Consider the following 12,928-nt stretch of genomic DNA (forward strand, 5'->3'; position numbering starts at 1 on the left):
GGCAGAACATTGAAGATGTTCATAAGATAATTGAAAGTCCCCACTTTGGTGGGGATTTTTTGTATTTTTAATGAAATAATTATCCATGGGGTTTTTGGCAATGAAGTATCCTGGATTTTGGAAGCCTTCAGGATTTCAGTGGAAAAGTTCAGAAATGTTCCTTTGGATGTAAGAATTGTAAGTTACGGAAATACAGATCCCAAAGTTGCCAATTTTATACAATGTTATAATTGTTTTTAACCCAGTACGAATCCTTTCGCCAACATTTCATATTCTTTCAGTTTTAAATCCTGTGCAAATTGAAATTGTACGGACTGTCAGTTCGTCAAACCGGTGCACTTATTGTTCTTTTTAAAGATAATCAACCAACCACTTTTCCACCTTCCCTTTTTTTGTCAAAAAAAAAACTGACTCGATTTTGAGACAGTTTCATTTCAATATGCTATTGTGCTTATTTTTATTTATTATAAGAAGGCAGCGATGGGTTTGTAATAATGCTGCATTTTCGCGCAAACACGACAGTGGTTGCAGTATTGTTCGTGAGATCGGTGTCTGTAATTTCGGTACTGTTTACCGTAGAAACACTTTTGAAACTCTGATTGGTTGGAATGGATCTTTTATAGTAGTTCCCAGTGATCGTGATAATTCCTGAAGAATTGCTTGCCAAACCTAACTTACCAGTAATACTGTTGGAAGTAAAATTGCTTGTTGGCAAGTTGGAACTTGTAAATCCAGTAGTTGACAAGCTTGTAATTTTAAATTTGGTGATATCTAAAAGATTTCCTGCCGCATCCTGTATCTGATTGGTATAATCAATATTATTTAGATTTGCTGCCGTATCGTTTGTTACTTCAATTTGAAAAGTAACAGGGTTCTCTTTTATATCGTTACACAGTGATGCAGAATTGGATCCGCTGTCCACACGAAGGTTTCCCGGCGTTGTCAGTAAGACATTTCGGATTTCATGGAAATTAAATCCTCCGCCAGTCGAAGCAGCAAAGCCTAACTTTAAGGTAGGTGGCAGTGGGTAAGTGGTACCACTCATTGTATAATTGAGTACCTCGGTGAAGGTGGTTTCGTTTTGTTTTCTCCACTTTACGTTGATTAAATAATCATTTCCGGATTTTGTAACGTAAACTTGCACCCTTCTGTAGAAAGCAGTAGGAGATGGTCGTGAAGCTACAATGGTATTGTAATCAATTTCATCCCGGGCTCTTATGGCATTAGCTCCTCCTGTTCTGTCGCCCAATTCAGTGTGGGTTAAATAAGGGTTTGATGCATTAGGCGTTGCTGAGGTTGGCCCACGCAGTACAATTGCATTTGGGACCATACCAGAGGTTCCTCCGTTCCTGCCTTCTGCTGCACGAGCGAAATTTCCGTATTCATCAAAACCTACACCGATATATCCTCCACTTAGGCCCGTGGTATTGCTATTGTTGGCATAACCTAAAGATCCACCGTATCCTCCCAATTTGAAGTTGGCATCAGTGATACTTCCGTCAAAAAGAAATAAAGAAAGTCCGTCAGCACCTAAGTAACTATCATTTGAAGATCTCCAAGACACATATTCAAAATCAGCAATAATACCCAAGCTTGTAGGAAACGACTCTTGTACGTACATGTAACCTCTTTGGCTAGGTGAACTGTTGGTAAGCCGCAGCCAACCACTTCCGTTGGGATCAACTCCTGTGGCCGCTGTAAGGGTCGCGTTATCTCCAATTTTTAATCCGGTAGCGTCATTTGTTTTTAGGGTATTGGTAATGGTAAACTGAGCGAGAACCATTCCGGAACTGAACAGTAGAGCCCCACAAAAGGTTTTATAAAATTGCTTCATCATCATCGGTTATTTTACCACAAATACAATATTCATAAAACTTGCATCAGAAGCGTTCCCTATCACGTTGTATGACATTACGCCATCAGCAGTTATAGATACATTGTTCATCAGAGAAGTATCGTAATAGGTAACATAATATTCCAGTTCATTTTTTGGAAGAGTAGGAATACTTCCTACCGATCCGGAGCTTTTTACTGGTGGAGAATTAAACTGATTGTAGTACAAATTATACAAATCCATCGATTTTGCTCCCAAAGTGGATGTGTTTACCAATACCGATGGCATGTAGAAAAATTTTGGGAAATTGTTATTTCGAAAAGCGCCTACCCATTTGCTGATGGTGTTATCATAGTAATAAAATCCCGGTGATTTAATGTTGGAAGTTTTTGGAGATGTAGTCGTCGGAATGCTGGTAACATAAACTAAAGTAGCATGCTGATTAGTACTATAGTTAGCATCCTTGGCTTTCAGTTCGTCACCGGAAATTAGTGGATGGCGATGTAGTGTTGATTCCTACCTGTGCATGAGCATAAAGCGCAGATAGAATCCCAACAAGGCAGATAATTTTTTTCATTAATTTGGTTTATTTTATATATTGTTTATGCTTACAAATTTAAACATTTTTATTAATTATAAAAATTCAGAAAAATTAATTAAAAATTATATATTCTGTGTTTCAAAAGCTGTTTTTGTAAATAGCGGGTACATTTACAGATGAAAATTTCGGAAAAACATAGTTGCTTTTCATTAAAGAAAAGAGACGGGCTAAGAAAATCTTACGACAACCATATCTCAAAGTCGCCAATTTTATCCAATTTCATAATTGTTTTTAACTCAGTCCAAATCCTTTCGCCAACAATTCATATTCTTTAAGTTTAAAATCCTGCGCAAAAGGAGTCGTACAAATCATCAGTTCATCAAAACCGTAGATTTCCTTTTCGTGTTTTAATCTTTCAACCACTTCATTAATTTCTCCTCGAATGTGCCAGTTTGAACCTTGCTCGATGAAAAGTCTTTCAGCATCGGTTAAAGGAAAAGTTTGTGCTTCTTCAGGAGAAATTCTGCGGATTCTTTGTCCGGTATGAAGCTGCATTCTGGTAATATCCGAAACACGAGCCTGAAAATCGGCTTCTTCTTTAGTTTCCGCAACAGTTACCATATAACACGCTAAAACATTGGGTACTTTTTGAAATTCAGACGGTTGAAAATTTTCGCGGTAAACGTCAAAAATATTACGGTCTATAGTTCCGGTAAAAAACTGAACGTAGCCGTAACTTAAACCCATTTTTCCGGCTTCCATGGCAGAATTTCCGGTGGAACCTAAAAGAAAAACTTCCGGCAAAACGATATTTATTGGATGGGCAATAACATTGTGGTTGTAATACTCTTCGCCGTTTTCGTCTTTCAGCAGATGTAAAGTTTCCGACAGTTTTTTATATAAATCCTGAAATCTCGTGTCTTTTCCTTCCGAAAGTGCCAAAATAGATTTTCCGTCTCCTCCAGGAGCTCTTCCTGCGCCAAAATCAATTTTTCCGGGAGCATATGCCGACAAAGTTTTGAAAATTTCCGCCATTTTGTAAGGGGAATAATGCATCATCATCGTTCCACCAGAACCTAAACGAATATTTTTTGTTAAAGCAGAAAGATGTGCCATCGAAATTTCAGGAGCTGAACTGGCAAAAACTTCTGTATTATGATGTTCTGCAAACCAAAAACGATGATAGCCAAGTTTGTCCGCCAATTGAACGGCTTCACGCATATTTTCCAGTGCCTGTTGTGGAGATTGTCCTTGTGAAATTGGTCCTTGATCCAGTATAGAGAGTTTCATTTTTTATTTTTTACAATTTTACAGAAATTAAGATTTTAAACTTTAAAAAATCGTTCGATTGTTTCTATTATATGCATTCTTATAATAAGAAAGTGTTGATAAAAATAGTTTTTTACTTTTGCGAAAAGGGTTCAAAACTTTATCTTAGCATCGCTAAATTTTTTAAAAAATGCTCACCAAAATCATTGTTCACAGAGTAGGAAACCGTATCAATCAGGAGGCGCTGATTCTTTCTTCAGAAGAACTGCAACTGGAAGAAGATATGAAAGAACTGTTATCCGATTTTTTCCTGAAATCCTTCAAATCTGAAGAACAGTTTCAGTTTTACAGCGATACCTATTTGGTGAATAATCCGGTGTATTCTGCGGTTTCTGAAATTTTTGAAGACCAACAAAAATTCGTTTGGGAAAGCGAAACCATTGCAAAACATCTGTATGAAGTTGCCGAAAATCCACGTGTTCAAAGTGGGGAAGTGTTTATTTGTTATTTTGAAGGGGAAGAAAATGCAGACGGAAATAAAATTGACAAAATCGGAATTTTTAAAACCGAAAACAAAAACCCATTCCTCAAAATTTTCCCTCAAAACGAAACCTTTGAAATTGAAAAAGATTACGGAATCGGACTGTCAAAACTGGATAAAGGTTGTTTGATTTATAATAATTTCAAAGAAACGGGATTTGCAGTTTCTGTGGTAGATAATAATAAAAACGGTGATGAATATTATTGGTTTGAAGATTTCCTGAAAGTTCGCCAAAGAACTGATGAATATTTCCATACGCAGGAAACTTTGCAGGTGTATAAAGATTATATCACAAAACAACTTCCCACAGAGTTTGAAGTTTCCAAAGCCGACCAAGCCGATTTTTTGAATAAATCCATCAATTTTTTCAAGGAAAAAGAACAGTTTGATTACGATGAATTTACGAAAGAAGTGCTTCAGGACGAACATGTTATTGAAAGTTTCGGGAATTTCAAATCCGATTATGAACAGGATATGCAGGTTTCCATTGAAGAAAGTTTCCCGATTAACACAGCTGCAGTGAAAAAAAACCAGCGTTATTTCAAATCAATCATCAAACTTGACAAAAATTTCCACATTTAAGTTCACGGCGACCGTAAAATGATTGAAACCGGACAGGACGAAAAAGGGAAATTCTATAGACTTTACTTCGATAAAGAAGATTAATTTTTGCCACGATTGCTAGATTATCTGCGTAATCCGAGAAATCTGTGAGAGAATTATTCTTGCATTCATATCAACAAAAAATCCCGAAACAATCGGGATTTTATATTTACATTTTAAATTCTTTCTCTTCAAATAAACCTTCAACAGACCAATATCTTTCACCAGTATCGTAATTGAAAGTCAAAATTTTTGAACCTTTCGGAATTTCGTTGAGTTTCTTCGCAATCGCGGCAACTGAAGCCCCTGTAGAAACTCCGGCCAAAATTCCTTCTTCCTGCGCAAGACGTTTTGTGTATTCGTAAGCTTCGTCTTTTTCCACCTGAATCGTTCCGTCCAATATTTCGGTATCCAAAGTTTTCGGAATAAAACCTGCGCCAATTCCCTGCAAAGGATGCGGACCGGGATTTCCGCCCGAAATTACCGGAGAAGCAGTAGGTTCAACAGCAAAAGATTTCAGGTTAGGATTTTTTTCTTTTAGAATTTTTGAAACACCACTAATGTGACCACCTGTTCCGACACCTGTAATTAAGTAATCGAAATTTCCTTCGAAGTCGGAAGTAATTTCTTGTGCCGTCGTTGCAGCGTGAATTTCGGGATTGGCCAAATTTTCAAATTGTTGCGGCATCCACGAGTTTTCAATTTCTGCAACCATTTCAGTAGCTTTTTTTACCGCTCCCCCGGTTCCGTTTTCTCTTGGCGTCAAAACGAATTCTGCTCCGTAAGAAGACATCAGTTTTCTGCGTTCCACACTCATGCTTTCAGGCATCACGAGAACTAATTTGTAACCTTTCACGGCACAAACCATCGCCAAACCGACACCGGTATTTCCTGAAGTGGGCTCGATGATGAGGGTATCTTTATTAATTAAGCCTTCTTTTTCAGCTTTTTCAATCATGGCCAAAGCGATTCTGTCTTTAATGCTTCCACCCGGATTTTGTTTTTCGAGCTTCATCCAAACTTCATAATCACCGCCAAAAATTTTGTTGATTTTTACCAATGGCGTTTTGCCGATAGTTTCTAATATTGTGTTTGCTTTCATATTTTTTAATGTTTTTGTCTTTTAATTTTAACGCAAAGGCGCAATGAATATTTTTTATTTTTCTATGTTTTTAAGGCGCAAAAATTTTTGACTTCGTCAAAATTGAACAACTTTTGTCACACTGAGGTTCTCGAAGCGCTTTTTAAATAAAATAATTAATGGGTTCGTTTTGAGGATTTTTATTCTTCATAATAACCTGTCCTTTATGATAAACCACAGAATTTGCAGGGATGCTTGAGGTTATCCAAACATTTCCGCCAATCAAACTACCTTCACCAATGACTGTTTCTCCACCTAAAATAGTAGCGTTGGAATAAATGGTGACGTTATCTTCAATGTTTGGATGACGTTTAGTGTTCGCAATATCTTTTGAAACTGAAAGTGCTCCCAAAGTCACCCCTTGATAGAGTTTTACATTATCGCCAATCACGGTTGTTTCGCCAATCACAATTCCGGTTCCATGGTCGATAAAGAAATTTTTTCCAATTTCTGCGCCGGGATGAATGTCGATTCCGGTTTTGCTATGCGCAAATTCAGTCCAAATTCTTGGAATTAGCGGAACGTTTTTCAAGTGAAGTTCATGCGCGAACCTGAAAATAGCAATAGCGTAAAATCCTGGATATGCGTAATAAATTTCTTCTATATCAGTTGCAGCAGGGTCGTTTTTCAACAAAGCTTTTGCATCGTTTTCAAGTTCAAGATAAATTTTTGGAAACGTTTCAAAAAAGTGTTCAGCTAAATTTTCAGTGTTCAGATTTTCGTTGGAAACAGATTTCAGAATTTCAGAAAATTCAGCCTTAAACCCATCAAGACGGATTCCGATTTCATTCTTCGTGGAACATCGGTGATAATCCAATAAGAAGACGAAATGAAAAAATTCATCAATAAAATTTTCAATCTTTTTCTTCTGAATATCAAATCTTCTGCGGTGATAACCTTCGTGCAAATGTTCCCTGAAATCAAACTCCATTACAAAATTGTTTATACAAATGTAGCGAACAAAAAACGGATAAGAGATTGATTTATGTTAAGAAAATTCAATGACGCTATTTAATATTTTAAATCAGTTCACGGAAAATTAATAAAAAATTTCAGGCTTCAATTGTCTAAAATTGTAGTTATTCGTAAATTTGGACTTCTACAAATTTAAAATCAAAAATTCAAAATTTAAAATCAAAAGTATATGAAAGTTACCGTAGTTGGAGCAGGAGCAGTAGGAGCTTCTTGTGCAGAGTACATCGCAATGAAAAACTTCTGTTCGGAAGTAGTTTTGGTGGATATTAAAGAAGGTTTTGCCGAAGGTAAAGCGATGGATTTGATGCAGACTGCATCTTTGAATGGTTTCGATACCAAAATTACAGGAACAACCGGAGATTACAGCAAAACTGCAGGTTCGGATGTTGCCGTTATCACTTCAGGTATCCCAAGAAAACCGGGAATGACGCGTGAAGAATTGATTGGAATCAACGCTGGAATCGTAAAAGAAGTAACTGAAAATTTAGTAAAAAACTCTCCAAACGTAATCATCATCGTGGTTTCAAACCCAATGGATACCATGGCGTATTTGGTTCACAAAACTTCAGGATTACCGAAAGAAAGAATCATCGGTATGGGTGGAGCTTTGGACAGTGCACGTTTCAAATACAGATTGGCGGAAGCTTTAGAAGCACCAATTTCTGATGTAGACGGAATGGTAATTGCCGCACACAGCGACACCGGAATGCTTCCTTTGATGAGCAAAGCAACAAGAAACGGAGTTCCGGTTTCTGCATTTTTGAACGAGGAAACACAAAACTACGTTATCGAAGAAACCAAAGTTGGTGGTGCAACACTTACCAAACTTCTGGGAACTTCTGCTTGGTATGCTCCAGGTGCAGCGGTTTCCGTAATGGTACAGTCCATCGCTTGCGACCAAAAGAAAATGATTCCTTGTTCTTTGATGTTGAACGGCGAATATGGCGAAAGCGACATCTGTCTTGGAGTTCCGGCGATTATCGGTAAAAACGGTGTCGAAAAAATCGTAGAAATCGAACTTACAGAAGCTGAAAAAGCAAAATTCGCAGAAGCTGCAAAAGCGGTAAGAGAAGTAAATGGTGATCTGAAGGTATAATAATTTCGTCAATAATAAATACAGGAACGTACCTTTTGGTGCGTTCTTTTTTATTTGGGCGCCATTCTCCGCCTTCCGCTCCCGCTTTTTTGTTCCGCTGCGCTTCACAAAAAGAGCTCCGCTCAAGTCGGGGCGCATTTCGGGAAAAGTTTAACAGTAGGTTCATTCAAAGAAATGTTTATTTCATTACTTTTGTCTCAGAAAAAATTAAATCTGAATTGCGGAGCAATCACGAACTCCAAAAAATAATAAAATCGTGAATAAATCTTAAAAATTATGTTCAGAAAAATACAAATCTTAGGATTATTAGCGCTTTCAGCATTATCACTTAATGCTCAAAAAAATAAGAGCACTCAACTCGAAAGACCAAAACTCGTTGTCGGTCTTGTTGTCGACCAAATGCGTTGGGATTACCTCTACCGTTATTACGACAAATTTGGTAACGATGGTTTCAAACGATTGTTGAATCAGGGATATTCTTTGAACAATGTTCATATTAATTATGTTCCTACCGTTACGGCTTTAGGCCACACCTCAATTTATACAGGTTCCGTTCCTTCCATCCACGGAATTGCCGGAAACGATTGGTTCGACAGAAAGACCGGGAAAAACGTTTACTGTACCACAGACGAATCCGTAAAACCTGTGGGAACAACTAACGCAAAAGTTGGAAGCCACTCTCCAAAAAATTTGTGGAGCACAACCATTACAGATGAACTCAGAATGGCCACCAATTTCCAGGGAAAAGTAGTGGGTGTTTCTTTGAAAGACAGAGCTTCCATTCTTCCTGCAGGACACAATCCAACCGGAGCATATTGGTTTGATGATTCCACCGGAAATTTCGTAACAAGTTCTTACTATATGAACGATTTGCCGCAATGGATGAAAAATTTTAATGCTCAAAATTTACCGGATAAATTGGTAGCCAATGGTTGGAGTACTTTATTGCCAATTAATCAGTACACAGAAAGTTCGCCGGATAATTCTTCATGGGAGGGTCTGTTAGGGAGTGCAAAAACACCAACATTTCCTTACAGTAATTTAGCTGCAGATTACGCTTCAAAAAAGGACAATATCCGTTACACGCCTTTCGGAAATACTTTAACACTTGAAGTGGCAAAAGCTTCTTTAGAAGGCGAAAGTTTAGGAAAAGATAACATTACAGATATTTTAGCCATCAATATTGCATCAACGGATTATGCAGGTCATAAATTTGGCCCGAATTCTATTGAAGTAGAGGATGTATATTTAAGACTGGACAAAGATTTGGCAGAGTTTTTCAAATATCTTGATGCCAAAGTTGGGAAGAATCAGTACACAGTTTTCCTTTCAGCAGACCACGGTGGAGCTCATGCACAAGGTTTTATGGAAGAACATAAAATGGCAACCGGATTTTTTGGTGAGGGTGCAGAAAAAAGTCTGAACAAAGTTTACAAAGATAAATACGGTGTAGAAAACCTTTTAACTTCCATCGACAATTACCAAATTTATCTTGACCAAAACGTCATTAAACAAAATAAATTGGATGAAGCCAATGTTGTTGATTATTTAGTGGATGAACTAAACAAAGACCAAAGTGTTTTATATGCTGTCAATCTTAAAAAATTAGGTCAGGCTCCAATTCCGGAACCTATTAAAACCAGAATTATTAATGGTTATAATTGGCAAAGAAGCGGAGATATTCAGTTGATTTCCCATGATTCTATGCTGCCACCTTACGCAAAAACCGGGACAACGCACAGTGTTTGGAATTCTTACGATTCGCACATTCCGTTAATTTTTATGGGATGGGGAATTAAACACGGCGAAAGCAATGCGGATTACAATATGACGGACATTGCTCCAACACTTTCAGCATTATTGAAAATTCAGTTTCCATCAGGAAATATCGGAAATCCTATTACTGAAGTTTTAGGAAAATAATTTACTGAATTTTTTGAAGATATTAATTCGGGCGCGGCAAAGCCGCGCCCGAATTTTTTAATTTTGGTATTATTTGATATGCTTCTTTTGTCGCGCGCCTGCGGCGCGCAGAATTGTTTTTAAAGCCATTTTCAAACTATATTTCTCATTTGCAATAATTCGTGCATTCTTGGCAATTGTAACCAAAAAAAATCGCCGCGGCAAAGCCGCGGCGATTCAATACATTCATTATTAAATAAAACTATTTCCCTTTTTGTGGAGGGTAATTAGCCATAATTTCAGCAACAATTTCCGGAATCTGCTTTTGTTTCGCTCTCGGAGAATCTACAGAAATTCCGCTTCCGCTTCCCTGCCAAACCAATTTCTGCGTTCTTGCATCAATCAAATCCAAAATCAAAGCGCCTTGGTTGTAATTGGAAGTCCAGGTTCTGTTCATGCCGACACCCCAACCGAAAGGTCCACCCCAACCGTACATTCCGAAAGGTCTGTTGGATTGTACATCCTGAATTTTTTTGTGGTTTGCTTTCACATTCACAATCAAATCAGGATTTTCCCCCGACTGTAAACCTTTTGTCTGAAGCTGTTTCGAAACTTCGTTCAACACTCTGTCTTTATCGATGTCGTTCAGTTTAAGGTCGTCAATTCTTAATTTATAAGTTTTGTAGGCGTTAAAATTGGCAGTTTCAGCGTAGTCCGACTGTACTTGAAACGGGCTGCATGAAGTTAATCCCAAAGTAGCCGAAGCCAAAAGAAGGAAAAAATATTTTTTCATTGTTTTTTATTTTTTAATCTGTTTTTTAATGAAGGTATCGGTCTTTTTATCATAACCGTACGGACAGTGTTTACAGCCACTTTTGCAGCAATAGCCGCGCTTCAGGTGGAATTTTTCTGTAAAAACTTTATAACCTTGCTCGTTATAATAAAAGTCTTCATTTTCTTTGATTTCAGAATTTTGCATAAGTTAAATTGCAATCAAAATTTTTTTAATTTTGTTTATATGATAATCGTGTGCCAAAAACTACTCAAAAATACAAAAATTAACGGCATTACACTTTTTCCCTTTATTCTGCTGCGGAAACCGGAACACCGCACTAACATTGTGCTCATTAATCACGAAAAAATACATCTGCGTCAGCAATTAGAGCTTTTAATCGTCTTCTTTTACCTTTGGTACGTCATCGAATATTATTATTGGTATTTCCGCCTCAACGACAGTTTTTTGGCCTACAAATACATTTCTTTTGAACGCGAAGCTTACGCGCAGGAAGAAGATTTAAACTACCTTGAAACGCGCAAATTGTGGAGTTTTTGGAAATACATTTCAGAATAATTCTTTGGGCGCCTTTTTCCGTCTTCCACTCCCGCTTTTTTACAAAATTTTGCCAAAGCTATTTCCGTATAAAAAATTTGTAAAAAGAGCTCCGTTCAAGCCGGAGCGCGGTTTCCGTATGCTTTACACAAGGCGGTTTTAGCGTCAAAAAACCGTTTCTTTTCCACAAAAATTACGCCAAAAAAACTTACCTTTGCCGTTACGATTAAGATTTTATGGAAAAGAAAACAATCAACGATTTATTAACCGATTATAAAAAATTACTTCATCACGACGTTACCATTCAAGGCTGGGTTCGCGCATTCCGTTCGAACAGATTTATCGCTTTGAACGACGGTTCTACCATCAACAATTTGCAGGTTGTAGTAGATTTCGAAAACTTCGATGAAGTAACCATCAAAAATATCAGCACTGCAGCTTCCCTAAAAATTGTAGGAGAAGTGGTGGAAAGCCAAGGTTCCGGACAGAATATCGAAATTATTGCGAAAAAGATTCAGATTCTTGGAGATAATTTCACCGAGGAAAGAGACAAAACTATTCTTCAGCCAAAGAAACACTCTTTGGAAGTGCTTCGTGAACAGGCGCATCTAAGATTCCGTACCAATCTTTTTGGTGCGGTTTTCAGAGTGAGAAGTGCGGTGAGTTTTGCGATTCATCAATTTTTTAATCAAAATCAGTTTTTCTATATCAATACACCAATTATTACCGGAGCCGATGCAGAAGGAGCCGGAGAAATGTTTGGCGTAACCAATTTCGATTTAAATCAGATTCCGCGTGACGAAAACGGCGATATCGATTTCGAACAGGATTTCTTTGGTAAGAAAACCAATTTAACGGTTTCCGGACAGTTGGAAGCAGAAACTGCTGCAATGGGATTGGGAAGAGTATATACTTTCGGACCAACGTTCCGTGCAGAAAATTCGAATACAACGCGTCACCTTGCAGAGTTTTGGATGGTGGAACCGGAAGTGGCTTTCAATAATTTGGAAGACAATATCGATTTAGCGGAAAATTTCCTGAAATATGTGATTAATTATGTTCTTCAAAATTGCAAAGACGATTTGGAATTCTTAGACAAGCGTTTCGAGGAAGAACAAAAGCAAAAACCGGAAAAAGACAGAGCAAAAGAAGGCTTAATCGAAAAATTGCAGAATGTTATTCAGAAAAGATTCAAAAGAGTTTCTTACACAGAAGCTATTGAAATTTTGATGAACTCCAAAGAAAATAAAAAAGGAAAATTCCAGTTCCCAATTGAAGCTTGGGGTGCAGATTTACAGTCGGAACACGAAAGATTTTTGGTGGAAAAACATTTCGAAAGTCCGGTAGTTCTTTTCGATTATCCAAAAGACATCAAAGCCTTCTATATGCGTTTGAATGAAGATCAGAAAACGGTTGCTGCAATGGACGTTCTGTTCCCGGGAATCGGCGAAATTATCGGTGGTTCGCAAAGAGAGGAAAAATTAACAGTTCTGAAAGAAAAAATGGCAGAAATGCATGTTGACGAACACGAATTATGGTGGTATTTGGATACCAGAAAATTCGGTTCAGTTCCTCACGCAGGTTTCGGTCTTGGCTTGGAAAGATTGGTACTTTTCGTAACGGGTATGACGAACATTCGCGACGTAATTCCTTTCCCGAGAACGCCGAAGAATGCGGAGTTTTAGATAAATTTTAT

At 37.6% G+C, this 12,928-nt stretch carries 11 protein-coding genes and 1 pseudogene; 5 read left to right on the forward strand and 7 right to left on the reverse strand.

What is annotated here, in order from left to right; genetic code table 11:
• Nucleotides 1–457: 457 nt before the first annotated feature.
• The 3 genes from Q0252_RS12085 to Q0252_RS12095 form a co-directional block, all read right to left on the reverse strand.
• The gene (locus Q0252_RS12085; protein WP_297986697.1) at nucleotides 458–1,837 is read right to left on the reverse strand and encodes a hypothetical protein; all 1,380 of its coding nucleotides are present in this window, start codon (nucleotides 1,835–1,837) and stop codon (nucleotides 458–460) included.
• 6 nt (nucleotides 1,838–1,843) lie between these two features.
• The gene (locus Q0252_RS12090) at nucleotides 1,844–2,122 is read right to left on the reverse strand and encodes a hypothetical protein (RefSeq protein ID WP_297986700.1); all 279 of its coding nucleotides are present in this window, start codon (nucleotides 2,120–2,122) and stop codon (nucleotides 1,844–1,846) included.
• Between the two features lie 544 nt (nucleotides 2,123–2,666).
• Nucleotides 2,667–3,665, reverse strand: coding sequence for an LLM class flavin-dependent oxidoreductase (locus Q0252_RS12095; protein WP_297986704.1), 999 nt, complete (start codon nucleotides 3,663–3,665; stop codon nucleotides 2,667–2,669).
• A gap of 169 nt (nucleotides 3,666–3,834) precedes the next feature.
• On the opposite strand from Q0252_RS12095, the pseudogene Q0252_RS12100 reads away from it, so the two are divergent.
• Nucleotides 3,835–4,851, forward strand: a pseudogene (locus tag Q0252_RS12100) (nucleoid-associated protein).
• Between the two features lie 106 nt (nucleotides 4,852–4,957).
• Here the strand turns inward: Q0252_RS12100 and cysK are convergent.
• Nucleotides 4,958–5,890: a cysteine synthase A gene (gene cysK, locus Q0252_RS12105; protein ID WP_297986707.1), complete on the reverse strand. Its 933-nt coding sequence runs from the start codon at nucleotides 5,888–5,890 to the stop codon at nucleotides 4,958–4,960.
• A gap of 142 nt (nucleotides 5,891–6,032) precedes the next feature.
• Complete coding sequence (gene epsC / locus Q0252_RS12110; RefSeq protein WP_297986710.1) at nucleotides 6,033–6,860, reverse strand: serine O-acetyltransferase EpsC; 828 nt, start codon at nucleotides 6,858–6,860, stop codon at nucleotides 6,033–6,035.
• A gap of 213 nt (nucleotides 6,861–7,073) precedes the next feature.
• Here epsC and Q0252_RS12115 point away from each other — a divergent pair, with 213 nt between their 5' ends.
• Both Q0252_RS12115 and pafA read left to right on the forward strand, forming a co-directional pair.
• Nucleotides 7,074–8,000, forward strand: a complete 927-nt coding sequence (locus Q0252_RS12115; RefSeq protein ID WP_297986712.1) for a malate dehydrogenase — start codon at nucleotides 7,074–7,076, stop codon at nucleotides 7,998–8,000.
• A gap of 276 nt (nucleotides 8,001–8,276) precedes the next feature.
• Complete coding sequence (pafA, locus tag Q0252_RS12120; protein WP_297986715.1) at nucleotides 8,277–9,923, forward strand: alkaline phosphatase PafA; 1,647 nt, start codon at nucleotides 8,277–8,279, stop codon at nucleotides 9,921–9,923.
• Between the two features lie 241 nt (nucleotides 9,924–10,164).
• Here pafA and Q0252_RS12125 read toward each other — a convergent pair whose 3' ends face one another.
• Nucleotides 10,165–10,695, reverse strand: a complete 531-nt coding sequence (locus Q0252_RS12125; protein WP_297986717.1) for a DUF4136 domain-containing protein — start codon at nucleotides 10,693–10,695, stop codon at nucleotides 10,165–10,167.
• Between the two features lie 6 nt (nucleotides 10,696–10,701).
• A complete protein-coding gene (locus Q0252_RS12130; protein ID WP_297986719.1) occupies nucleotides 10,702–10,881 on the reverse strand; it encodes a DUF5522 domain-containing protein in 180 nt (59 codons plus the stop codon).
• A 39-nt stretch (nucleotides 10,882–10,920) separates the two neighbouring features.
• Between Q0252_RS12130 and Q0252_RS12135 the strand changes: the two genes are divergently transcribed.
• Both Q0252_RS12135 and asnS read left to right on the forward strand, forming a co-directional pair.
• Entirely contained in the window at nucleotides 10,921–11,253 is a 333-nt protein-coding gene (locus Q0252_RS12135; RefSeq protein WP_297986721.1) for a hypothetical protein, read from the forward strand.
• Between the two features lie 215 nt (nucleotides 11,254–11,468).
• Nucleotides 11,469–12,917: an asparagine--tRNA ligase gene (gene asnS, locus Q0252_RS12140; protein WP_297986723.1), complete on the forward strand. Its 1,449-nt coding sequence runs from the start codon at nucleotides 11,469–11,471 to the stop codon at nucleotides 12,915–12,917.
• The last annotated feature ends 11 nt before the right edge of the window (nucleotides 12,918–12,928 follow it).

Origin of the sequence: uncultured Chryseobacterium sp., assembly GCF_936933875.1 — a bacterium.
Lineage (GTDB): Bacteria > Bacteroidota > Bacteroidia > Flavobacteriales > Weeksellaceae > CAKZIK01.

What these genes read in the sequence shown, in the direction of transcription:
- Q0252_RS12125 (WP_297986717.1), bottom strand. Translation starts at nt 10,695, where the DNA reads ATGAAAAAATATTTTTTCCTTCTTTTGGCTTCGGCTACTTTGGGATTA.
- Q0252_RS12130 (WP_297986719.1), bottom strand. Translation starts at nt 10,881, where the DNA reads ATGCAAAATTCTGAAATCAAAGAAAATGAAGACTTTTATTATAACGAG.
- Q0252_RS12095 (WP_297986704.1), bottom strand. Translation starts at nt 3,665, where the DNA reads ATGAAACTCTCTATACTGGATCAAGGACCAATTTCACAAGGACAATCT.
- epsC (WP_297986710.1), bottom strand. Translation starts at nt 6,860, where the DNA reads ATGGAGTTTGATTTCAGGGAACATTTGCACGAAGGTTATCACCGCAGA.
- pafA (WP_297986715.1), top strand. Translation starts at nt 8,277, where the DNA reads ATGTTCAGAAAAATACAAATCTTAGGATTATTAGCGCTTTCAGCATTA.
- Q0252_RS12090 (WP_297986700.1), bottom strand. Translation starts at nt 2,122, where the DNA reads ATGCCATCGGTATTGGTAAACACATCCACTTTGGGAGCAAAATCGATG.
- Q0252_RS12135 (WP_297986721.1), top strand. Translation starts at nt 10,921, where the DNA reads ATGATAATCGTGTGCCAAAAACTACTCAAAAATACAAAAATTAACGGC.
- asnS (WP_297986723.1), top strand. Translation starts at nt 11,469, where the DNA reads ATGGAAAAGAAAACAATCAACGATTTATTAACCGATTATAAAAAATTA.
- Q0252_RS12115 (WP_297986712.1), top strand. Translation starts at nt 7,074, where the DNA reads ATGAAAGTTACCGTAGTTGGAGCAGGAGCAGTAGGAGCTTCTTGTGCA.
- cysK (WP_297986707.1), bottom strand. Translation starts at nt 5,890, where the DNA reads ATGAAAGCAAACACAATATTAGAAACTATCGGCAAAACGCCATTGGTA.
- Q0252_RS12085 (WP_297986697.1), bottom strand. Translation starts at nt 1,837, where the DNA reads ATGATGAAGCAATTTTATAAAACCTTTTGTGGGGCTCTACTGTTCAGT.